The sequence below is a fragment of the Klebsiella sp. MBT K-1 genome (genome assembly GCF_002556465.1).
Classification (GTDB): domain Bacteria; phylum Pseudomonadota; class Gammaproteobacteria; order Enterobacterales; family Enterobacteriaceae; genus Klebsiella; species Klebsiella grimontii.
Genome location: NZ_PDEL01000003.1, coordinates 95401 through 116346, shown reverse-complemented (window position 1 = coordinate 116346; position 20946 = coordinate 95401). Strand labels below are relative to the sequence as shown.

20 protein-coding genes are annotated in these 20946 nt (G+C 57.7%); 13 read left to right on the top strand and 7 right to left on the bottom strand.

Features of this window, described 5'->3' with window-relative positions; translation table 11 throughout:
- Positions 1 to 45: 45 nt before the first annotated feature.
- Positions 46 to 711 carry a 7-cyano-7-deazaguanine/7-aminomethyl-7-deazaguanine transporter gene (locus CMQ96_RS05230; protein WP_098066153.1) on the bottom strand — a complete coding sequence of 222 codons (666 nt, stop codon included), beginning with the start codon at positions 709 to 711 and terminating at the stop codon, positions 46 to 48.
- Positions 712 to 877: 166 nt separating this feature from the next.
- Between CMQ96_RS05230 and tusA the strand changes: the two genes are divergently transcribed.
- Positions 878 to 1123 (top strand): sulfurtransferase TusA, encoded by a 246-nt coding sequence (tusA, locus tag CMQ96_RS05225; protein ID WP_004134789.1) that lies wholly within the window; start codon positions 878 to 880, stop codon positions 1121 to 1123.
- Between the two features lie 115 nt (positions 1124 to 1238).
- On the opposite strand, the gene zntA is transcribed toward tusA, so the two are convergent.
- Positions 1239 to 3443, bottom strand: coding sequence for a Zn(II)/Cd(II)/Pb(II) translocating P-type ATPase ZntA (gene zntA / locus CMQ96_RS05220; RefSeq protein WP_064343293.1), 2205 nt, complete (start codon positions 3441 to 3443; stop codon positions 1239 to 1241).
- A 78-nt stretch (positions 3444 to 3521) separates the two neighbouring features.
- A complete protein-coding gene (locus CMQ96_RS05215) occupies positions 3522 to 4148 on the bottom strand; it encodes a lysoplasmalogenase (protein ID WP_004126194.1) in 627 nt (208 codons plus the stop codon).
- Between the two features lie 142 nt (positions 4149 to 4290).
- Here CMQ96_RS05215 and CMQ96_RS05210 point away from each other — a divergent pair, with 142 nt between their 5' ends.
- Complete coding sequence (locus CMQ96_RS05210) at positions 4291 to 4650, top strand: DUF2500 domain-containing protein (protein ID WP_004133016.1); 360 nt, start codon at positions 4291 to 4293, stop codon at positions 4648 to 4650.
- 14 nt (positions 4651 to 4664) lie between these two features.
- On the opposite strand, the gene CMQ96_RS05205 is transcribed toward CMQ96_RS05210, so the two are convergent.
- Positions 4665 to 4943: a DUF1145 family protein gene (locus CMQ96_RS05205; protein ID WP_004126191.1), complete on the bottom strand. Its 279-nt coding sequence runs from the start codon at positions 4941 to 4943 to the stop codon at positions 4665 to 4667.
- Complete coding sequence (gene rsmD, locus CMQ96_RS05200; RefSeq protein ID WP_004133018.1) at positions 4933 to 5529, bottom strand: 16S rRNA (guanine(966)-N(2))-methyltransferase; 597 nt, start codon at positions 5527 to 5529, stop codon at positions 4933 to 4935. Before rsmD ends, CMQ96_RS05205 begins: the two co-directional genes overlap by 11 nt.
- 192 nt (positions 5530 to 5721) lie before the next feature.
- On the opposite strand from rsmD, the gene ftsY reads away from it, so the two are divergent.
- The 4 genes from ftsY to rpoH all read left to right on the top strand — a co-directional run bounded on the left by ftsY (position 5722) and on the right by rpoH (position 10069).
- Positions 5722 to 7236, top strand: a complete 1515-nt coding sequence (gene ftsY / locus CMQ96_RS05195; protein ID WP_049087063.1) for a signal recognition particle-docking protein FtsY — start codon at positions 5722 to 5724, stop codon at positions 7234 to 7236.
- Between the two features lie 2 nt (positions 7237 to 7238).
- The gene (ftsE, locus tag CMQ96_RS05190) at positions 7239 to 7907 is read left to right on the top strand and encodes a cell division ATP-binding protein FtsE (protein WP_004106557.1); all 669 of its coding nucleotides are present in this window, start codon (positions 7239 to 7241) and stop codon (positions 7905 to 7907) included.
- Positions 7900 to 8958, top strand: a complete 1059-nt coding sequence (ftsX, locus tag CMQ96_RS05185) for a permease-like cell division protein FtsX (protein WP_024359812.1) — start codon at positions 7900 to 7902, stop codon at positions 8956 to 8958. Before ftsE ends, ftsX begins: the two co-directional genes overlap by 8 nt.
- Positions 8959 to 9214: 256 nt before the next feature.
- Positions 9215 to 10069 carry an RNA polymerase sigma factor RpoH gene (gene rpoH / locus CMQ96_RS05180; protein WP_004133023.1) on the top strand — a complete coding sequence of 285 codons (855 nt, stop codon included), beginning with the start codon at positions 9215 to 9217 and terminating at the stop codon, positions 10067 to 10069.
- 31 nt (positions 10070 to 10100) lie between these two features.
- On the opposite strand, the gene CMQ96_RS05175 is transcribed toward rpoH, so the two are convergent.
- Positions 10101 to 11615 carry a PLP-dependent aminotransferase family protein gene (locus CMQ96_RS05175; RefSeq protein ID WP_049130725.1) on the bottom strand — a complete coding sequence of 505 codons (1515 nt, stop codon included), beginning with the start codon at positions 11613 to 11615 and terminating at the stop codon, positions 10101 to 10103.
- A 117-nt stretch (positions 11616 to 11732) separates the two neighbouring features.
- Between CMQ96_RS05175 and CMQ96_RS05170 the strand changes: the two genes are divergently transcribed.
- The 3 genes from CMQ96_RS05170 (at position 11733) to livJ (ending at position 15753) form a co-directional block, all read left to right on the top strand.
- The gene (locus CMQ96_RS05170; RefSeq protein WP_024359814.1) at positions 11733 to 12998 is read left to right on the top strand and encodes a 4-aminobutyrate--2-oxoglutarate transaminase; all 1266 of its coding nucleotides are present in this window, start codon (positions 11733 to 11735) and stop codon (positions 12996 to 12998) included.
- A 150-nt stretch (positions 12999 to 13148) separates the two neighbouring features.
- A complete protein-coding gene (locus CMQ96_RS05165; RefSeq protein WP_004133030.1) occupies positions 13149 to 14393 on the top strand; it encodes an aromatic amino acid transport family protein in 1245 nt (414 codons plus the stop codon).
- Positions 14394 to 14649: 256 nt separating this feature from the next.
- Positions 14650 to 15753, top strand: a complete 1104-nt coding sequence (gene livJ, locus CMQ96_RS05160) for a branched chain amino acid ABC transporter substrate-binding protein LivJ (RefSeq protein ID WP_004133032.1) — start codon at positions 14650 to 14652, stop codon at positions 15751 to 15753.
- Between the two features lie 248 nt (positions 15754 to 16001).
- On the opposite strand, the gene panM is transcribed toward livJ, so the two are convergent.
- Positions 16002 to 16388, bottom strand: a complete 387-nt coding sequence (gene panM / locus CMQ96_RS05155; RefSeq protein ID WP_004133033.1) for an aspartate 1-decarboxylase autocleavage activator PanM — start codon at positions 16386 to 16388, stop codon at positions 16002 to 16004.
- A gap of 420 nt (positions 16389 to 16808) precedes the next feature.
- On the opposite strand from panM, the gene livK reads away from it, so the two are divergent.
- The 4 genes from livK to livG are packed head-to-tail and all read left to right on the top strand — an operon-like array spanning position 16809 to position 20946.
- Complete coding sequence (livK, locus tag CMQ96_RS05140) at positions 16809 to 17918, top strand: high-affinity branched-chain amino acid ABC transporter substrate-binding protein LivK (protein ID WP_004133035.1); 1110 nt, start codon at positions 16809 to 16811, stop codon at positions 17916 to 17918.
- 60 nt (positions 17919 to 17978) lie between these two features.
- Positions 17979 to 18905 (top strand): high-affinity branched-chain amino acid ABC transporter permease LivH, encoded by a 927-nt coding sequence (gene livH / locus CMQ96_RS05135; protein WP_004106541.1) that lies wholly within the window; start codon positions 17979 to 17981, stop codon positions 18903 to 18905.
- Positions 18902 to 20182 carry a branched chain amino acid ABC transporter permease LivM gene (gene livM, locus CMQ96_RS05130; RefSeq protein ID WP_004126168.1) on the top strand — a complete coding sequence of 427 codons (1281 nt, stop codon included), beginning with the start codon at positions 18902 to 18904 and terminating at the stop codon, positions 20180 to 20182. Before livH ends, livM begins: the two co-directional genes overlap by 4 nt.
- Positions 20179 to 20946 carry a high-affinity branched-chain amino acid ABC transporter ATP-binding protein LivG gene (gene livG / locus CMQ96_RS05125; protein WP_004126165.1) on the top strand — a complete coding sequence of 256 codons (768 nt, stop codon included), beginning with the start codon at positions 20179 to 20181 and terminating at the stop codon, positions 20944 to 20946. The genes livM and livG overlap by 4 nt, the downstream gene beginning before the upstream one ends.

The window sequence follows — 20946 nt, the reverse complement described above, 5'->3', positions numbered from 1 at the left end:
TAACGGCTCATTCGCTTATCTTATCACATCGTTTCGTGAGTACTCTTAACCTGGCTGCAATGCGGATAAATCAGATTTATCTGCCAGCTTTTTCAGCAGCATATTCAACAACATGCCGTACATCGGCAGGAAGAATACGATGCTAATCAGCACCTTGAAGCAGTAGTCGACGATGGCGATTTCACCCCAGTGCGCCGCCATAAACGGATCCGGGCTGCGCCAGAAGGCGATAAAGAAGAAGGCCAGCGTATCGCTGACGTTACCGAAAAGGGTGGATGCCGTGGGCGCCAGCCACCAGCGGCGGTTCTGACGCAGGCGGTTGAAGACGTGGACGTCGAGGATCTGCCCCAGCGCGTAGGCCATAAAGCTGGCGGCGGCGATACGGGCGACAAACAGATTAAAGCTGGTTAATGCGGCAAAGCCCTGCCACTCGCCCATATAAAACAGCGCGGAAACCCCGTAGGAGATGAGCAGCGCCGGGATCATCACCGCGAGGATAATGCGTCGCGCCAGCGGAGCGCCAAAAATCCGCACCGTCAGATCGGTGGCGAGGAAAATAAACGGAAAGCTGAACGCGCCCCAGGTGGTATGAAAACCAAAGATGGCGATCGGCAACTGTACCAGGTAGTTACTGGAAGTGATGACCAGCAGATGGAATAGCGATAGCCAGATCAGCGCTTTTTTACGCTGTACGGTAGTAAACGGACTCATATTGTGACCTTTTTAGTGGTTGGGGTGAGGGAACCCAATAAAAACGGCTGCATGATACTGCGTTGCGAGCGTATTGCAATGGTTGTTTTTCGCGCAAACGTTAACCTGGCTTGCGTACTGGCGAACTGGGGGTAAACTAGGGCCGTTTTGTTAATGTGAGATGAAAATGAGCGAACTTTTCTCCAGCCCTGACCATATGCTTGATGCGCAGGGGCTTCGTTGCCCGGAACCGGTGATGATGGTGCGCAAGACCGTGCGTACGATGCCGGTGGGCGAGACGCTGCTAATCGTGGCCGACGATCCGGCGACGACCCGCGATATTCCCGGTTTCTGCCGCTTTATGGAGCATGAGCTGCTGGCGCAGCAAACCGAGGCGCTGCCGTACCGCTACCTGATCCGTAAAAGCCACTGAGTCTGGGTACGTCTTCCCGGAGGCGGTGCTGCGCACCTGTCCGGGCTACAAAAACCAGACTGCAGCAGCCTGTATACGGGCAAGGCGCGTCAGGCGCCGCCCCCGGGATTTCTCCTTATTTCTTACGCAACAGCCGCAGCGCGTTAGCGGTGACCAGCACCGTCGCCCCGGTATCCGCCAGCACCGCCAGCCACAGGCCGGTCAGGCCAAGCAGGGTGGTGACCAGAAAAATGCCCTTCAGACCCAGCGCGATGGCGATGTTCTGCCGGATATTGGCGTGGGTGGCGCGCGCCAGCGAAATCATCTGCGCCAGCCCGGTCAGACGGTTATGGGTCAATGCCGCATCGGCGGTCTCCAGAGCGACGTCGGTGCCGCTGCCCATGGCGATGCCAATCGTCGCCGCTTTCATCGCTGGCGCGTCGTTGATTCCGTCGCCGACCATCGCCAGCGGCGACTCGGCGTTGAGCGCCATCACCGCCTGCACTTTATCCGCGGGCAGCAGCCCGGCGCGGAACGCCAGCCCCAGCTCGCTGGCGATGGCCGCCGCCGCGCGCGGATTGTCGCCGGTCAGTATCACTCCCTGAACGCCTAACTGATGGAGTTCATCCACCGCCTGGCGGGCATCGTCGCGCAGCGTATCGCGCAGCGCCAGAATCCCCAGCAGCGTCTCATCGCGCATCACCAGCACCACGGTTTGCCCGGCGCTCTCCAACTGCTGAATACGTGCATCGTACTGCGGATCGTTATTTTTCCCGGCGGCGCAAATCAGCACCTGACGACCTTCGACCTGCGCCTCAATGCCGGAGCCAGCCAGCGCGCGCTGGCCGCTGGCCGGCGGAATCACCAGCTGACGCTGCTCCGCCTCACGTACGACGGCCTGGGCTAACGGGTGGCTGGAGCCTTGCTCTACGGCGGCTGCCAGCGCCAGCAGATCGTTTTCGCCGATGTCCGTGGTCGCCATCACCGCGGTGACGCGCGGCTGGCCGATGGTCAGGGTACCGGTTTTATCAAACGCCACCTGGCGCACGCGGCCCAGTTGCTCCAGCGCCGCGCCGCCTTTAATCAGCGCGCCGCGACGCGCCGCCACCGCCAGGCCGGAGGTAATCGCCGCCGGGGTGGAGATCACCAGCGCGCACGGACAGCCAATCAGCAGCAGCGTTAAACCTTTATAGATCCACGGCAGCCATGCGCCGGCAAACAGCAGCGGCGGAACAATGGCGACCAGCAGCGCGACGACCATAATCGCCGGGGTATAGATGCGGCTGAAGCGATCGATAAAGCGCTCAATCGGCGCGCGGCGCTCCTCCGCTTCTTCAATCAGCTTAAGAATGCGATCGATGGCGCTGTCGCCCGGTTCGGAGATCACCGTCAGCTGTACCAGACGATCGACGCTGGTGGCGCCGGCCGCCACGCGTTCCCCGGCGTTACGCTCCACCGGTACGGATTCACCGGTTAGCGCGCTCTCATCGAAGCTGGCGAAGGGCGAGAGCAGCTGGCCATCGGCGGGCAGACGGCCCCCGGCGGCCACTTCAATCACGTCGCCGGGGCGCAGGTCGCGCTGGGCTACGGTTTCGCGTACGCCGTCGCGCACGCGGATTGCGGTATCGGGTTTCAGCGCCATCAACGCGCTGACGCCTTGACGCGCGCGGCTGGCGGCCCAACCCTCAAGGCGTTCGCCGATTAAGAACAGCAGCAGCACCATCGCCGCTTCGGCGGTGGCGCCGATAAACAGCGCGCCGATGGCTGCGACGCTCATCAGAGTTTCGATGGCGAACCAGCTTCCGCTTTTGATCAGGCGTATTGCTTGCCGGGCGACCGGCCACAGGCCGACAAGGGTGGTTGCGATGAAGGCGATTTCGCCCAGAGGAGGGTTAAACTGCTCCAGCCCCCAGCTGAGCGCCATCATGGCGACGAGGGTGATGAGCGGCAGATTCTCGCGCAGCCACGAGGTGGCGTCCTCTGTCCGGGGGGCGTTTTCATCCCGCAGCTGGTAGCCCGCGGCGCGCACGGCGCTTTCGATCTGCGGACCAACGTCGCCCTCGGCGTTGACCAGCAGCTTTTCGGTGGCGAACAGCACCTGAACCTGGCTCACTCCCGGCACCTGGCGAACGGCGGTTTCGACCTTGCGGGCGCAGGCCGCGCAATCCATGCCTTCTACCAGCCAGCTAAAGCGTGCATGACTCAGCGCGTCGTTTTCAGCGGCGGTTTCGCTGCTGCAGGCGTGGTCCGCGCAGCAGCTTTCCGCAGGCTGCGCGGCAGGGGTAAATTTTAACGATGAGAAGTGTGGGACTTTTTTATCCTGCGATTCTGGAGCCGACATAGGACCCTCCGGGTAATGATAATTTTCTCATTACCCGCAGGATACACTCTGGAGTCGACTCCAGAGTCAAGCGCTTAATTACAAATAGAGCGCGCGGACGATCAGGAAGTGCCCGGCGAAGTAAAACGCCGAGGAGATCGCGTTGTCAGCGCGGAAGCGGCGGCGATAATGGCTGATGAGCCAGACTGCGTTGCCGAGCAGCAGGAACGCGGCGCCAACGAAGCCGGACAGCGCGGTGTCCGTCGGGCGAGCGAACCACAGCTCGCCGGCCAGCCAGACCATCACCAGCGTCATCGCGATAAAGGTAAACACCGGCATTCGCATCTCTTCCAGCCGCGTCCAGATGATGGCCAGCAGCAGCGCGCCGAGGATCAGCAGCACCAGCGGCAGCGGCCAGAAGAACGACAGCGTCAGCTGGCTGGCAAACCAGATGGTGTAGAGCAGGTGGGAGAGAAAGAACGCCCCCACGGCGTACATCACCCGCTGCCGGGGCAGTAGGGTCAAGGCGTCGCCGACCAGCGAGGCGCAAAGCCCGGCCAGCACCAGGTAGCTGATGGCGTTAAACATCGGCGCTTGCCAGGCCAGTAACAGAAGCAGGATCAGCGTGACGGGTTTAAACACCCAGCGACGCCAGGCAGGCCCACGATAGGACGCATCGACGTAAAGCCATGCGGAGAAACAGACAGCAATAAATGACCAAAGCATAGTAAGTCCCTGTATCTGTTATCATTAAGTAAGTGATTGTACTTACAGTACTGAATCTCAGTGTAGTGGTTTGCAGAGGAAGATGACAATGATAATCAAGCCACAGTATGCTTATTCCTGATAATTCCTGGGGGCAAGGTGAATGAGTAAAGTTCCGCTGTTTTTTATGGTTGCCGTTGCCATCATTGCGGTTGCCGCATCGTATCGTTATGCGCAGCAGCGCCGGGAAAAAATGGAGAACGACGCCGCGCCGCTGTTGCAAAAACGGGTGGTGGTGAGCAATAAGCGGGAGAAGGTGATTAACGATCGCCGTTCACGCCAGCAGACGGTGACGCCTGCCGGCAGCGAGATGCGTTACGAAGCCAGCTTCAGGCCGGTAAGCGGCGGGATGGAAATGGTTTTTCGTCTGCAGGCGCCGCAGTATCATGCGTTAAGCGTCGGCGATAAAGGCGTCCTGAGCTATAAAGGTTCGCGGTTTATGGGCTTTGCGCCAGATCCCTGAACCTTTTCCGGGCATTACTTCTTCTTCAGGGTCGCCTTGAGCTTTTTCTGCCAGGCGACCAGTTCGAACACGCCGAAGATGAAAATACGGACCTGCTCGAAGCGCCCCAGCGGCGGCATCTCTTTCGTCTGCGTCGCCTTGAGCAGCGTCAGCTGCAGGCCGTGCATCAGAATCATAAAGATTAGCGCCACGTTAACGAAGATATTCAGCGGCTTTGGGAACGGTTGAAACAGATTCAGCAATAGAAACGCCCACACGCACAGCATCAGCAAGCGGCCAAAATTAATCAGCATAGTTTTCTCCTTGGGCCTCACGTTGATAGAGACGGTAGGCGACCTGTCCGGCCACTTTTTCACGATAGACGTGCCAGTTCATCGGCACCGGCGGTAAACCGTTTTCGACTTCACTCTCGATGTAGATGAGCGCTTCATCGCTAAGCCAGCCGTTGTTTTCCAGCAGTTTCAGCGTTTCTTCAAGCAGCCCTTTACGAAACGGGGGATCGACAAACACGATATCGTGCGGCGCGCCCGCCTGAGCGAGAAACGCTAAAGTATTGGTGTTCACGACCTTAGCGTTGCTGGCTTTGAGGGTCGCAAGGTTTTTTTGCAGCTGCTGCGCGACGCCGCGTTCCATTTCCAGCAGCGTGGCGTTGGCCGCGTAGCGGGAGAGGGCTTCTAGGCCCAGCGCGCCGCTGCCGGCGAAGCAGTCGAGGCAGCTCGCGTCAACGATCGATGGCGCCAGCCAGTTAAATAGCGTTTCGCGTACCCGGTCGGTGGTCGGGCGCAGACCCGGGCTCTCCGGCACCGGTAATTTACGGCCCCGCCATTGCCCGCCGATAATACGGATCTGGCCGCTGCCTGCGTGGTTTGGTTTCTTCATCTCTTTGCTCAAGTCTCAACTTCCGGGCTGCTATTCTAACGATCGGCAGCGGTTGACGAAACCTTAATCCGGGGGCGGTGATGCGAGTTAAGTTAAGTGGTAGACTATCCGACTAATTTCATCATTTTTCAGCTTCCGCTACCAACTGGCCGAAGCTGTGCCATGAATTAACAGCGAGGAGTGTAGTCGCAAATGGCGAAAGACAAAAAACGTGGCTTCTTTTCCTGGCTGGGCTTTGGCCAAAAAGAACAGGCGCAGGAAAGCGAAACAGAACAAAAAGTAGAAGCCCAGCAAGAGGTTGCAGAACCGTCCGCGGAAAGCGAAGCGCCTGCCGCTGCGCCGCAAACGGTCGACGCGCCTGCGACGGAGAAACCGGACGCCGAAGCCTTTGCCGCCGAGGTGGTTGAGGTGACCGAGCAGGTCGTTGATAGCGAACAACCGCAGGCGGTTGTCGAATCTCCGGTCGTTGAAGAGGTTGCGGAGCAGCCTGCGGTTGAAGAAATTGTCGCTGAGCCGCTGGTTGAAGAGGTCATTGCCGAGCCGGTCGCGGCTGAAGCCGTCGCTGAGCAGACGCCGGAAGCGGTGATTGCCGAACCGGAAGCGGTGATTGAAGAAGCCGTTGTCGAAGATGCCGAAGCAGGCGAACCGTTAGCGGATGCGCAAGCCGATATCAGCGATGAAGAGCTGGAAGCGCAGGCTCTGGCGGCAGCCGATGCGGCGGAAAACGCCGTGGAGGTGGTGCCGGACGAAACCGTCGTGACGCCGTTAGAGCAGGAAAAACCGACCAAAGAAGGTTTCTTCGCCCGCCTCAAACGCAGCCTGGTGAAAACCAAACAAAACCTCGGTTCCGGATTTATCAGTCTGTTCCGCGGTAAGAAAATCGACGATGATCTGTTTGAAGAGCTGGAAGAGCAGCTGCTGATTGCCGACGTCGGTGTGGAGACCACGCGTAAGATCATCACTAATCTGACCAACGACGCCAGCCGTAAGCAGCTGCGCGACGCCGAGGCGCTGTACGGCCTGCTGAAAGAAGAGATGGGCGATATCCTGGCGAAAGTGGATGAGCCGCTGAACGTAGAAGGCAAAACGCCGTTTGTGATTCTGATGGTCGGCGTCAACGGCGTCGGTAAAACCACCACCATCGGTAAGCTGGCGCGTCAGTTCGAGCAGCAGGGCAAGTCGGTGATGCTGGCGGCGGGCGATACCTTCCGTGCGGCGGCGGTTGAGCAGCTCCAGGTTTGGGGGCAGCGTAATAATATTCCGGTGATTGCCCAGCATACCGGCGCGGACTCGGCATCGGTCATTTTCGATGCCATCCAGGCGGCGAAGGCGCGCAATATTGACGTCCTGATTGCCGATACCGCGGGCCGTCTGCAGAATAAATCGCACCTGATGGAAGAACTGAAGAAGATTGTCCGCGTCATGAAAAAACTCGATGTCGATGCGCCGCATGAAGTTATGCTGACCATTGACGCCAGCACAGGGCAGAACGCGATTAGCCAGGCCAAACTGTTCCACGAAGCGGTTGGACTGACCGGTATCACCTTGACTAAGCTGGATGGTACCGCCAAGGGCGGGGTTATCTTCTCGGTTGCCGATCAGTTCGGTATTCCGATTCGCTACATCGGTGTTGGCGAACGTATTGAAGATCTGCGTCCGTTTAATGCGGGCGACTTTATTGAGGCACTTTTTGCCCGAGAGGATTAAAAATGATTCGCTTTGAACAAGTCAGCAAAGCCTATCTCGGTGGGAGACAAGCGCTGCAGGGGGTGACTTTCCACCTGCAGGCGGGCGAGATGGCGTTTCTGACCGGCCATTCCGGCGCGGGGAAAAGTACCCTGCTGAAGCTTATCTGCGGTATCGAACGGCCCAGCGCCGGCAAAATCCTCTTCGGCGGCCATGATATCAGCCGCCTGAAGAGCCGCGAGGTGCCGTTTTTGCGCCGTCAGATTGGCATGATTTTCCAGGACCACCATCTGCTGATGGACCGTACCGTTTACGATAATGTGGCGATCCCGCTGATTATCGCCGGCGCCAGCGGCGATGATATCCGTCGTCGCGTCTCGGCGGCGCTGGATAAAGTCGGGCTGTTGGACAAAGCGAAAAACCTGCCGATTCAGCTTTCAGGCGGTGAACAACAGCGCGTGGGCATCGCCCGCGCGGTGGTGAACAAACCCGCGGTCCTGCTGGCGGATGAACCGACCGGTAACCTCGACGAAGCGCTGTCGGAAGGGATCTTACGTCTGTTTGAAGAGTTTAACCGCGTTGGGGTGACGGTACTGATGGCGACGCATGACCTGGGGCTTATCTCCAGTCGTCCGTACCGCGTCCTGTCCCTCAGCGAGGGGCATATGCATGGAGGCCATATCGGTGAATAAGCGCGAGGCAATGAACCACATTCGCCGATTCGGCAATCGATTCGACCGTTTCCGCAATGCGGGCGGGGCGGGCGGTAGCGGCGGACGCAATGCGTCGAAACGGCCAAAAGCGGCGCCGAATCCGGCTTCCCGCAAGAGCAACGTATTCAATGAGCAGGTGCGCTACGCCTGGCACGGCGCGATACAGGATCTGAAAAGTACGCCGCTGGCGACGTTCCTGACGGTGATGGTGATCGCCATTTCGTTGACCCTGCCGAGCGTATGCTACATGGTTTACAAAAACGTCAGCACCGCGGCGTCGCAGTATTACCCTACGCCGCAAATCACCGTCTATCTGGAGAAAACGCTGGATGACGATGCCGCTGCGCGGGTAGTCGGCCAGCTGCAGGCGGAGCAGGGCGTCGAGAAGGTCAACTATCTGTCGCGTGATGAAGCCCTTGGCGAATTCCGCAACTGGTCTGGCTTTGGCGGCGCGCTGGATATGCTGGAAGAGAACCCGCTGCCGGCGGTAGCGATCGTGGTGCCTAAGATTGATTTCCAGAGCGTTGAGGCGCTGAACACGCTGCGCGACCGCGTGAGCCACGTTCAGGGCGTTGATGAAGTGCGTATGGATGACAGCTGGTTTGCGCGCCTCTCGTCGCTAACCGGGCTGGTCGGACGCGTGTCGGCGATGATCGGCGTACTGATGGTGGCGGCGGTCTTCCTGGTCATCGGCAACAGCGTGCGTCTGAGCATCTTCGCCCGTCGCGATACCATTAACGTGCAGAAACTGATTGGCGCGACGGATGGTTTTATTCTGCGTCCGTTCCTTTACGGCGGGGCGCTGCTGGGGTTCTCCGGCGCGTTTCTGTCGCTGATCCTGTCGGAGATTATGGTCATGCGCCTGTCGTCGGCGGTCACCGAAGTGGCGAAAGTGTTCGGGACGCAGTTTGAACTCAGCGGCTTAGGCTTTGACGAGTGTCTCCTGATGCTGATTGTTTGCTCAATGATTGGCTGGGTCGCCGCCTGGCTGGCAACCGTTCAACATTTACGTCACTTTACTCCCGAGTAATAAAAATCTGGTATAATCTTTCCCTGCACTGAATATCTCTCTGCAGGGAAAGAGTCCCTGTTGACGCTTCCCTAAACTTCATAACCATGTCACATTTTGTGCGTAATCTATTCACATCATTGCATGGAACTTGTGGATAAAATCACTGTCTGATACTAATGTGAGTGATATTCTCGTTGCTCATCAATGCTGGCATGTTTGTTGCTCCGTTGTGAGGACAGAATGATGCCAGAAGATATCGATTGAGAGGATTTGAATGACCAAAGATATGCAAACTTTAGCCTTAGCCCCCGTTGGTAACCTGGAATCGTACATCCGGGCTGCTAACACTTGGCCGATGTTATCGGCTGATGAAGAGCGGGAGCTTGCTGAAAAGCTGCATTACCAGGGCGATCTGGAAGCAGCGAAAAAGCTGATCCTGTCTCACCTGCGCTTTGTTGTTCATATTGCTCGTAACTACTCGGGCTATGGCCTGCCGCAGGCGGATCTGATTCAGGAAGGCAACATTGGCCTGATGAAAGCCGTGCGCCGTTTTAACCCGGAAGTGGGCGTGCGTCTGGTTTCCTTCGCCGTGCACTGGATCAAAGCGGAAATTCATGAATACGTGCTGCGTAACTGGCGTATCGTGAAGGTCGCGACCACGAAAGCGCAGCGTAAGCTGTTCTTTAACCTGCGTAAAACCAAGCAGCGTCTGGGCTGGTTCAACCAGGACGAAGTCGAAATGGTCGCCCGCGAGCTGGGCGTGTCGAGCAAAGACGTGCGTGAGATGGAGTCACGTATGGCGGCGCAGGACATGACCTTCGACATGTCTTCGGATGATGAGTCCGATAGCCAGCCGATGGCGCCGGTGCTCTATCTGCAGGATAAATCGTCTAACTTTGCCGACGGCATCGAAGACGATAACTGGGAAGAGCAGGCGGCGAACAAGCTGACCGACGCGATGCAGGGTCTTGACGAACGTAGCCAGGACATCATCCGCGCCCGCTGGCTGGACGAAGACAACAAGTCCACGCTGCAGGAGCTGGCGGACCGCTACGGCGTGTCGGCTGAACGTGTACGTCAGCTTGAAAAGAACGCCATGAAAAAACTGCGCGCCGCTATCGAAGCCTAATCTGAGCGCCAGTCCCCGATAACGCCCCACATTACGTTGGGGCGTTTTGTTTTTCTGCCTCCGCCAGCGCCTGCGGGCAGTGCATTTTCAGGCACGCAAGCAGGATGTTGAACGCCGGCTCCATCTGCGTTTCCGGCTGCGAAGCAAAACCCATCAACAGCCCTTTCTTGCGTTGCGTTGTCAGGTAATAGCGCGACAGCGGACGCACTAAAATATTGCGTGCGTTGGCATCGCGGGCAATCGCCACGTCATCCGCCTCATCCGGCAAATTCAGGATCAGATGCAGTCCGGCATTATCGCTGAAGTCCGACAGCGCGTGCGGCCCGCAGTGCCGCTCAATCAGCTCGGTCAAAAAGACGCGACGGCGGCTGTAGAGCAGGCGCATGCGGCGAATATGCGCCGAGTAATGACCGGCGTTGATAAATTCCGCCAGCGCCAGCTGGATAAGCGAATGGCCACCGCGATAGAGCTCGGCATGGGCGTTTTTGAGTTCGGCCGCCAGCGGACGAGGCAGCACGACATAGCCCAGCCGCAGCCCCGGGTAGAGCGTCTTACTGAACGTCCCGACGTAGACCACCGGCGCTTCGGCGACTAAGCCCTGTAGCGCCGGGATCGGCTGGCCGGAAAAGCGAAACTCGCTGTCGTAATCATCCTCCACAATCCAGCTGCCGTGCTGATGGGCCAGCGTGAGCAGGCGCTGTCGGCGCTCAAGGCTCATTACCGCGCCGAGGGGATACTGATGGGACGGCGTCACGAAGATCAGCCGCGGCGCTTCGGCTATGCTTTCGGGCGGACACAGGCCGCTGGCATCAACCACCACGGGCTCGGCCCGCACTTCATTCATCGCCAGCACATGGCGAATGCCCCAGTAGGACGGCTCCTCCACCCAGGCGAGATCGCCGCGGTCGCACAGCATGCGGGTGATCAGGTCGATAGCCTGGTGGATCCCTTCGGTGATAAGAATTTGATCTGCCTGACACTGAACGCCGCGCGCTACTCTCAGATAGTCCACCAACGCGTGCTGTAGCTCGGCCGTTCCGCCGTTACAGCTGTAGCTGAGCTGTTCCGGTTTTGGACGGCGGCTGATACGCGCCTGGATTTTACTGAACAGCGGATGGGGAAACGCGTTGACGTCCGGTACACCGGGGATAAATGCCCCCCACTGACGCGGGCTGGCGCTGACCTGTCCCAGCAGATGCTGGCCGCGCCGGGAGATAGGCGCGCTGGTTGCCGGCGCCGGGCTGCTTTCACTGGCGCTGCTGGCGGGAAGGAACATATCGGGCAGCGTTTTCGCGACGAATGTTCCGCTGCCGCGACGGGACACGACGTACCCCTCGGCCAGTAGTTGTTCATAAACTGTTAAAATTGTGTTGCGGGACATTCTCAGCTCCCCCGCCAGATCCCGCGACGGCGGCAGGCGGCTATGGGGCGGCAGAGAACCATCCAGAATGGCGTGGCGAATCGCCTTGTAAAGGCGCTTGTGCAGGAGCGGATCGGTTTCTTTCTGCAATCTGACCAGCACCAGGTCTGCGATGAGCGAACGCAATTGGATCCCTCAGATAATCTGAATTGGTACTCGATTATAGGGCCAAATCCTGTGTAAATAAACGACATAGTTTCGGATTTGTTGCGATAACGTGACACACATGACAGGAGATTCCCGGTGAAAAGTTCAGAACTGAATCAGCGTCGCCAGCAGGCGACTCCGCGCGGCGTAGGGGTAATGTGCAGCTACTTTGTTGAGAAAGCAGAGAACGCTACGCTGTGGGATATTGAAGGGAATGAGGTGATTGATTTCGCCGCCGGCATCGCGGTGCTGAATACCGGCCATCGGCACCCTAAAATCATTGCAGCCGTTGAACAACAGCTGCAGGCCTTTACCCATACTGCTTATCAGATTGTCCCGTACGAAAGCTACGTCACGCTGGCCGAGCGGATTAACGCGCTGGCGCCGATTGACGGTCCGGCAAAAACGGCGTTCTTTACCACCGGGGCGGAAGCGGTTGAAAACGCAGTGAAAATTGCGCGCGCTTATACCGGTCGTCCGGGGTTGATTACCTTCGGCGGCGGATTCCACGGCCGCACGTTTATGACCATGGCGCTGACCGGTAAAGTGGCGCCTTATAAGATTGGTTTCGGTCCGTTCCCGGGATCGGTGTATCACGCAGTCTACCCGAATGCCGCCCATGGCATTACCACCGCTGACGCGATGAAAAGCCTGGATCGTATTTTTAAAGCCGATATCGCGGCCGACCAGGTGGCGGCGATTGTGCTGGAGCCGATTCAGGGGGAAGGCGGCTTTAACGTCGCCCCGCCTGAGTTTATGCAGGCGCTGCGCGCGCTGTGCGATACCCACGGCATTCTGCTGATTGCCGATGAAGTACAAACCGGCTTTGCGCGCACCGGCAAGCTGTTTGCGATGCAGCACTATGATGTGAAGCCTGACCTGATGACGATGGCTAAAAGCCTGGCCGGCGGTTTCCCGCTCTCCGGCGTGGTCGGTCGCGCCGAGGTGATGGATGCGCCTGCGCCGGGCGGCCTGGGCGGTACCTATGCCGGTAACCCGCTGGCGGTCGCGGCTGCGCACGCGGTGCTGGACGTGATTGAAGAAGAGCAACTGTGCCAGCGCGCTGAGCGCTTAGGCAGCCATCTGAAAGAAGTGCTGAATCAGGCGCGTCAAAGCTGCCCGGCCATTGCGGACGTACGCGGCCAGGGGTCGATGGTGGCGGTGGAGTTTAACGATCCGCAAACCGGCGAGCCGTCGGCGGAGATCACTCGTCAAATCCAGCAAAAAGCCCAGGAGAACGGTCTGCTGCTGCTGAGCTGCGGCGTCTACGGCAACGTCATTCGCTTCCTCTATCCGTTAACGATTCCGGATGCGCAGTTTACGAAGGCGCTGGATATTCTGGCCCGCGTGCTGAAGCCCTAACTTTTCGCCCGGTCAGACTGCGGCGGCAGGGAAGCCGAAGAGAAACAGGATGCCGCGTTCTGGCCAGTCATGCTCAGCGTGAGTGGTTTATCACCCTGATATCACCTTTTTTCCGGCAGCGGATGTTGCCGGAATAAAACGGAAAATATTATGTCTGACAACTCCACCTTTTCTCCGGTTCTGACGAGCCGGGAGCGTACCGCTGTACCTGCAAAATCTCTGAGTTTCATTGAAGGCGTGTCGATGATCGTCGGCACCAATATCGGCGCTGGGGTGCTATCCATCGCCTATGCCTCCAGCAAAGCGGGCTTTCTGCCGCTGCTGTTTTGGCTGATCGTTGTCGGTAGCCTGACAACCGTTACGATGCTCTACGTCGCGGAGTCGACGCTGCGCACGCGTAAGCATCTGCAGCTTAGCGGCCTGTCGCAGCGCTACGTCGGCCGCTTTGGCGCGCTGATGATGTTCCTCTCCGTTTGCGTCAACAGCGTCGGCGCGCTGACGGCTTATATGACCGGCAGCGGTAAACTCCTGCATTCGTTATTCGGCATCTCGCCGGCCCTCGGTAGCGCGCTGTTTTTTATTCCCGCGGCCGGAGTGCTTTATCTTGGCCTGAAGGCGATTGGCCGGGGTGAAAAATTCATTAGTATCGGCATGGTCGTCATGATCGCCATTCTTGTCGCCGCCACGTTGCTGCAAGAGACCGCCAGCGTGGGGTATTTACTCGACGGTAACTGGCTGTATATGGTGCCAGTATTTAACGTCGTCGCCTTCTGCTTCTCCGCGCAGTATATCGTGCCGGAAATGGCGCGCGGTTTCGCTGATAAACCGGAGAAACTGCCGAAGGCCATTATGGTAGGGATGCTGTTAACCTTTTGCCTGCTGGCGCTGGTCCCGCTTTCGGTGATTGCGTTAAGCGGGTTGGATAATATTTCTGATGTGGCGACCATTTCCTGGGGCAGGGCGCTCGGCGAGTGGGCTTTCTTCTCGGCAAATCTCTTTGCGCTCTGCGCGATGCTGACTTCCTATTGGGGACTGGGCGGAAGCTTCCTGACCAATATTTTCGATCAGTTTCGCCTGGGCAACGACGAGCAGCCGTTCAAACGCTTTAAGGTGCTGCTGGTGGTCGCCGTGCCGCCATTTATTCTGGCCTACAGCGGGATGGTGTCCTTCGTGAACGCGCTCTATTTTGCCGGGGTATTTAGCGGGGTGATTTTGTCCATCATGCCGATCCTTATCCTGAAAGGTTCGCGGCGGCAGGGGGATATCACTCCCGGCTGGACCTGCCCGGCGCTGATAACGCACCCGTTCATCCAGATCTTCATCGTATTGCTCTATCTTTGCAGCGCCGTCTACGCCATCGCTTCTGCCTTTGGCTATCTGCCCGCGGGCTGGTAGTCGCGTTGCTCATGCCACCGCGTTCGGTTTATTCCGGCGCGGGTTTTTATTTGTCACTTATCTGTTACATACTCCGCAATTTTATCGTTTCCAATTCTCCTGAATGACGGTATGTTTAGCATAGTGTGCTGCAAAAGCGCAGGCGGCAGACCCTAATCTAACTATCATATGCTTTTCTTATGTGTCTAATTAGAATAATGCGCTAATAAACAACATCACAACAAATGCAAAAACCATAATAATGGGGAGCCTCAGGATGAATATGAAGGGTAAAGCGTTACTGGCAGGATGTATTGCCTTAATCATGAGCGGTACGGCAATGGCCGAAGATATCAAAGTCGCCGTCGTTGGCGCGATGTCCGGTCCGGTAGCGCAGTACGGCGACCAGGAGTTTACTGGCGCTGAGCAGGCCATTGCCGATATCAACGCCAAAGGCGGCATCAAAGGCAATAAGCTGCAGATGGTAAAATACGACGACGCCTGTGACCCGAAACAAGCGGTTGCCGTCGCTAACAAAGTGATTAACGACGGTATCAAATACGTTATCGGCCACCTGTGCTCTTCTTCCACTCAGCCGGCGTCTGATATCTATGAAGATGAAGGCGTGCTGATGATCACTCCGGCCGCCACCGCGCCGGAGCTGACGGCCCGCGGCTATCACCTGATTCTGCGCACTACCGGTCTGGACTCCGATCAGGGGCCAACCGCTGCCAAATACATCCTGGAAAAAGTGAAGCCGCAGCGCATCGCGATTGTCCACGACAAGCAGCAGTACGGCGAGGGTCTGGCCCGCGCGGTGCAGGACAACCTGAAGAAGGGCGGCGCCAACGTGGTGTTCTTTGACGGCATCACCGCCGGTGAGAAAGACTTCTCTACCCTGGTGGCGCGTCTGAAGAAAGAGAACATCGACTTCGTCTACTACGGCGGCTACCACCCGGAGATGGGGCAGATCCTGCGTCAGTCTCGCGCCGCTGGCCTGAAAACGCAGTTTATGGGGCCGGAAGGGGTAGCGAACGTGTCCCTGTCTAATATCGCGGGCGCTTCTGCGGAAGGTATGCTGGTGACTAAGCCGAAGAACTACGACCAGGTGCCGGCGAACAAACCGATTGTGGATGCGATCAAAGCGAAGAAACAGGATCCGAGCGGCGCGTTCGTGTGGACCACCTATGCCGCGCTGCAGTCGCTGCAGGCAGGTCTGAATCAGTCAGAAGATCCGGCTGAAATCGCCAAATATCTGAAAGGGGCTACGGTCGATACCGTAATGGGGCCGCTCACCTGGAACGAGAAGGGCGACCTGAAGGGCTTCGAGTTCGGCGTGTTTACCTGGCATGCTAATGGTACGGCGACCGACGCCAAATAATTTAACCTGCGCCTTTCACGCCGCAGAGGCGTTGTCTGCGCCCCTCAACCCCGGTCACTTACTGATGTAAGCTTCCGGGGTTGAGGGGCTTGACGCCTTTCTGCATCGCGAAATGCTGGGTTAAATAGACGAACACGCCCTGCTGACGCTTAGCTGAGTGGGCTACAGATTTGCAAACATCTGCGAGTCGGTAGCCAGGGTAAGGCGTTACGCCGCAATCCGGGAATATTCGGCCTTCTTTCGCCGATTTAGTGATTTTTTACCCAACCGCCGGTTTGCGCGCTAAAGTCCAGCGCCTGCATAAACGCCGCCATCACGCCGCGGTCTTCCACGCCGACATCCGCGATCCGCCAGCTGGTGATTTCTGGATTATCCTTTAGCGCTTGTTCCACTAAATATTGTCCGACGCCGCGACGGCGGGTCACTTCACGCACGCACAGCGCGCCGAGCTCGCCCTCAACGCCGTTCAGCGTTACGCGAACCGCTGCCAGCAGGCGCTCATTGAAGCGGGCGGCATAAATACGATGGCTCTCATCTAACGGCAGCGCCGCGAGATCCTGCGACGGCCAGATTTTACCTAAGTCGATGCGATCCTGATCGCTGAAGTGCTGTAAACGAATAATGGTCAGTTTCATACGCGAGGGTCCAGTCAAAACGGATGCGTTAGTGTATCCAAATTCCCCGCCGGGCGGAGCGCCCTTTTTTGCCTGTTCATCAGGGGATTCGTTTTCCTGGAAGGAGCAGGGTAGTGCAATTCATCATGGATCGAAAAATAAGCAGAATTTTAACCTGATGTGTAGCGTTTTATTCCGCCTTATGTATCGTTATTTTATGCTGTTTACTGGACTTTTTTTGTTTATCTTCCAGCAAATACAGAATATTATCTTTGCTTAATCGCCTGAAAAATAGAGATTTTACTCTGGATTCAGGCAAAAAACCTCGCTAAACCATTAAAGATAATGGTAAAAGTAGCGTTGTTTAATAAAAGCACAGAATGCTTTTTAACCATAAAAATACAAAATATTTACACCACATCACGAACGGGGTTCTGCAGCATGAAAAGGAACGCGAAAACGGTTATCGCGGGGTTAGTCGCACTGGCGATGTCCCAGGCGGCTTTTGCCAAAGATATTAAGGTCGCCGTTGTTGGCGCAATGTCTGGCCCGGTAGCCCAGTGGGGCGATATGGAATTCAACGGCGCGCGCCAGGCGATCAAAGATATTAACGCCCAGGGCGGCATCAAGGGCGATAAGCTGGTTGCCGTGGAGTACGATGACGCCTGCGACCCGAAACAGGCCGTTGCGGTGGCGAATAAAATCGTCAATGACGGTATTCAGTACGTTATCGGCCACCTGTGTTCTTCTTCCACTCAGCCGGCATCCGATATCTATGAAGATGAAGGCATTCTGATGATCTCCCCGGGAGCAACCAACCCGGAGCTGACCCAGCGCGGCTATCAGTACATCATGCGTACCGCCGGTCTGGACTCTTCGCAGGGGCCGACCGCCGCAAAATACATCATGGAAACCGTCAAACCGCAGCGTATTGCTATCATTCATGATAAGCAGCAGTACGGTGAAGGCCTGGCGCGTTCTGTCCAGGAGAGCCTGAAAAAAGGCGGCGCGAATATCGTCTTCTTCGACGGCATTACCGCCGGTGAAAAAGACTTCTCCGCGCTGCTGGCGCGCCTGAAAAAAGAGAATATCGACTTCGTTTACTACGGCGGCTACTACCCGGAAATGGGCCAGATGCTGCGCCAGGCGCGCTCCGTGGGCCTGAAAACCGTGTTTATGGGCCCGGAAGGCGTGGGTAACGCGTCGCTGTCCAACATCGCGGGCGATGCGGCGGAAGGCATGCTGGTCACGATGCCGAAACGCTATGACCAGGACCCGGCCAACAGCGCTATCGTTGACGCGCTCAAAGCAGAGAAGAAAGACCCGAGCGGTCCGTATGTCTGGATCACCTACGCCGCCGTGCAGTCTCTGGCGCAGGCGATGGACCGGGCCGCAAGCCAGGAGCCGCTGGATTTAATCAAAGATCTGAAAGCTCACGGCGCGAAAACCGTGATTGGGCCGCTGAATTGGGACGAAAAAGGCGATTTGAAGGGATTTGAGTTTGGTGTCTTCCAGTGGCACGCGGACGGGTCATCCACCCTCGCGAAATAAGCCATAAGACAAGTTATCCCACCGCCCGCGCAAAGCGGGCGGGTAGAAAAAGGTTACCTTATGTCCGAGCAGTTTCTCTATTTTCTGCAGCAGATGTTTAACGGCGTCACGCTGGGAAGCACCTACGCGCTGATTGCCATCGGCTATACCATGGTGTACGGCATTATCGGCATGATCAACTTCGCCCACGGCGAGGTCTATATGATTGGCAGCTACGTCTCCTTCATGATCATTGCCGCCCTGATGATGATGGGCATTGATACCAGCTGGCTGCTGGTTGCCGCCGGATTCGTCGGCGCTATCGTCATTGCCAGCGCCTACGGCTGGAGTATCGAACGCGTGGCCTACCGGCCCGTGCGCAGCTCCAAACGCCTGATTGCGCTGATCTCCGCCATCGGGATGTCCATCTTCCTGCAAAACTACGTCAGCCTGACGGAAGGTTCGCGCGATGTCGCGCTGCCAAGCCTGTTTAACGGCCAGTGGACGGTGGGCAGCAGCGACAACTTCTCCGCGACCATTACCACCATGCAGCTGGTTATCTGGGTGGTGACGTTTATCGCGATGCTGGCGCTGACGCTGTTTATCCGCTATTCCCGCATGGGGCGCGCCTGCCGCGCCTGCGCGGAAGATCTGAAAATGGCCAGCCTGCTCGGGATTAACACCGACCGCGTGATTGCGCTGACGTTTGTTATCGGTGCGGCAATGGCGGCGGTTGCCGGGGTTCTGCTCGGTCAGTTTTACGGCGTTATCAACCCGTACATCGGCTTTATGGCCGGGATGAAGGCCTTCACCGCGGCGGTTCTTGGCGGTATCGGCAGCATTCCTGGGGCGATGATCGGCGGGCTGATCCTCGGTATCGCCGAAGCGCTCTCTTCTGCCTATCTCAGCACGGAATATAAAGACGTGGTCTCCTTCGCGCTGCTGATCCTGGTTCTGCTGGTGATGCCTACCGGTATCCTGGGTCGTCCGGAGGTAGAAAAAGTATGAAACCGATGCATTTTGCGATGGCGCTGCTGTCCGCGGTGATGTTCTTTATTCTGGCGGGCGTCTTTATGGGCGTGCAGCTGGAGCTGGATGGCACCAAACTGGTGGTGGATACCGCCGCCGATATCCGCTGGCAGTGGATCTATATCGGTACCGCAGTGGTCTTCTTCTTCCAGCTGCTGCGTCCTGTTTTCCAGAAAACCATTAAGAACGTCTCCGGGCCGAAGTTTATTCTGCCGGCTATCGACGGTTCGACGGTAAAACAGAAGCTGTTCCTGATCGCCCTGCTGGTTATCGCCGTGGCGTGGCCGTTTATGGTGTCGCGCGGGACGGTGGATATCGCTACCCTGACGATGATCTATATCATTCTCGGCCTGGGACTTAACGTGGTGGTGGGGCTTTCCGGCCTGCTGGTGCTGGGCTACGGCGGCTTTTATGCCATCGGCGCCTATACCTTTGCGCTACTGAACCACTATTACGGCCTGGGGTTCTGGACCTGTCTGCCGCTGGCGGGGCTGGTTTCGGCGGCGGCGGGCTTCCTGCTTGGCTTCCCGGTTCTGCGCCTGCGCGGCGACTATCTGGCGATTGTCACGCTCGGCTTTGGCGAAATCGTGCGCATCCTGCTGCTCAACAACACCGAAATAACCGGCGGTCCGAACGGCATTAGCCAGATCCCAAAACCGACGCTCTTCGGCCTTGAATTTAGCCGCAGCGCTCGTGAAGGCGGCTGGGATACGTTCAGCAATTTCTTCGGCGTGAAGTACGACCCCTCCGATCGCGTGATTTTCCTCTATCTGGTCGCTCTGCTGCTGGTGGTGTTAAGCCTGTTCGTGATTAACCGTCTGCTGCGGATGCCGCTGGGCCGCGCGTGGGAAGCGCTGCGCGAAGATGAGATCGCCTGTCGCTCGCTGGGCCTCAGCCCGACGCGCATCAAGCTGACCGCCTTTACCATCAGCGCCGCGTTTGCCGGTTTTGCCGGCACCCTGTTCGCCGCCCGTCAGGGCTTCGTCAGCCCGGAATCCTTTACCTTCGCCGAGTCGGCCTTTGTGCTGGCGATTGTGGTTCTCGGCGGTATGGGTTCGCAGTTCGCGGTGATCCTGGCGGCGGTTCTGCTGGTAGTCTCGCGCGAGCTGATGCGTGATTTCAATGAATACAGCATGCTGATGCTGGGTGCGCTGATGGTACTGATGATGATCTGGCGTCCGCAGGGGCTTCTGCCGATGACCCGTCCACAGCTGAAGCTGAAAAATGGGCAGGCCAAAGAAGGAGAGCAGGCATGAGTCAGCCATTATTATCCGTAAACGGTCTGATGATGCGTTTTGGCGGCCTGCTGGCGGTCAACAACGTGTCGCTGGAGCTGCGCGAGCGGGAAATCGTTTCGCTTATCGGCCCTAACGGCGCGGGCAAAACCACCGTCTTCAACTGCCTGACCGGTTTCTATAAGCCAACCGGCGGCACCATTATGCTGCGCGACCAGCACCTGGAAGGGCTGCCGGGCCAGCAGATCGCCCGCATGGGCGTGGTGCGAACTTTCCAGCACGTGCGTCTGTTCCGCGAAATGACGGTGATTGAAAACCTGCTGGTGGCGCAGCATCAGCAGCTGAAAACCGGGGTTTTCTCCGGCCTGCTGAAGACGCCATCCTTCCGCCGCGCCCAGAGCGAAGCGCTCGATCGCGCCGCGACCTGGCTTGAGCGTATCGGCCTGCTTGAGCACGCCAACCGTCAGGCCAGTAACCTGGCCTACGGCGACCAGCGTCGTCTGGAGATTGCCCGCTGTATGGTGACTCAGCCGGAAATCCTGATGCTGGATGAACCGGCGGCGGGGCTGAACCCGAAAGAGACCAAAGAGCTGGACGAACTGATCGCCGAGCTGCGCAGCCATCACAACACCACTATCCTGCTGATTGAGCACGATATGAAGCTGGTGATGGGCATTTCCGACCGTATTTACGTGGTAAACCAGGGTACGCCGCTGGCCAACGGTACGCCGGAAGAGATCCGCAACAACCCGGACGTGATCCGCGCATACCTTGGTGAGGCATAA

Coding starts and splice junctions, on each gene's coding strand:
- rpoH (WP_004133023.1), top strand. CDS start 9,215: ATGACCAAAGATATGCAAACTTTAGCCTTAGCCCCCGTTGGTAACCTG.
- livK (WP_004133035.1), top strand. CDS start 16,809: ATGAAAAGGAACGCGAAAACGGTTATCGCGGGGTTAGTCGCACTGGCG.
- tusA (WP_004134789.1), top strand. CDS start 878: ATGAGCGAACTTTTCTCCAGCCCTGACCATATGCTTGATGCGCAGGGG.
- livM (WP_004126168.1), top strand. CDS start 18,902: ATGAAACCGATGCATTTTGCGATGGCGCTGCTGTCCGCGGTGATGTTC.
- panM (WP_004133033.1), bottom strand. CDS start 16,388: ATGAAACTGACCATTATTCGTTTACAGCACTTCAGCGATCAGGATCGC.
- CMQ96_RS05165 (WP_004133030.1), top strand. CDS start 13,149: ATGTCTGACAACTCCACCTTTTCTCCGGTTCTGACGAGCCGGGAGCGT.
- CMQ96_RS05210 (WP_004133016.1), top strand. CDS start 4,291: ATGAGTAAAGTTCCGCTGTTTTTTATGGTTGCCGTTGCCATCATTGCG.
- CMQ96_RS05230 (WP_098066153.1), bottom strand. CDS start 711: ATGAGTCCGTTTACTACCGTACAGCGTAAAAAAGCGCTGATCTGGCTA.
- CMQ96_RS05215 (WP_004126194.1), bottom strand. CDS start 4,148: ATGCTTTGGTCATTTATTGCTGTCTGTTTCTCCGCATGGCTTTACGTC.
- zntA (WP_064343293.1), bottom strand. CDS start 3,443: ATGTCGGCTCCAGAATCGCAGGATAAAAAAGTCCCACACTTCTCATCG.
- livG (WP_004126165.1), top strand. CDS start 20,179: ATGAGTCAGCCATTATTATCCGTAAACGGTCTGATGATGCGTTTTGGC.
- CMQ96_RS05205 (WP_004126191.1), bottom strand. CDS start 4,943: ATGCTGATTAATTTTGGCCGCTTGCTGATGCTGTGCGTGTGGGCGTTT.
- livJ (WP_004133032.1), top strand. CDS start 14,650: ATGAATATGAAGGGTAAAGCGTTACTGGCAGGATGTATTGCCTTAATC.
- livH (WP_004106541.1), top strand. CDS start 17,979: ATGTCCGAGCAGTTTCTCTATTTTCTGCAGCAGATGTTTAACGGCGTC.
- ftsE (WP_004106557.1), top strand. CDS start 7,239: ATGATTCGCTTTGAACAAGTCAGCAAAGCCTATCTCGGTGGGAGACAA.
- rsmD (WP_004133018.1), bottom strand. CDS start 5,529: ATGAAGAAACCAAACCACGCAGGCAGCGGCCAGATCCGTATTATCGGC.
- ftsY (WP_049087063.1), top strand. CDS start 5,722: ATGGCGAAAGACAAAAAACGTGGCTTCTTTTCCTGGCTGGGCTTTGGC.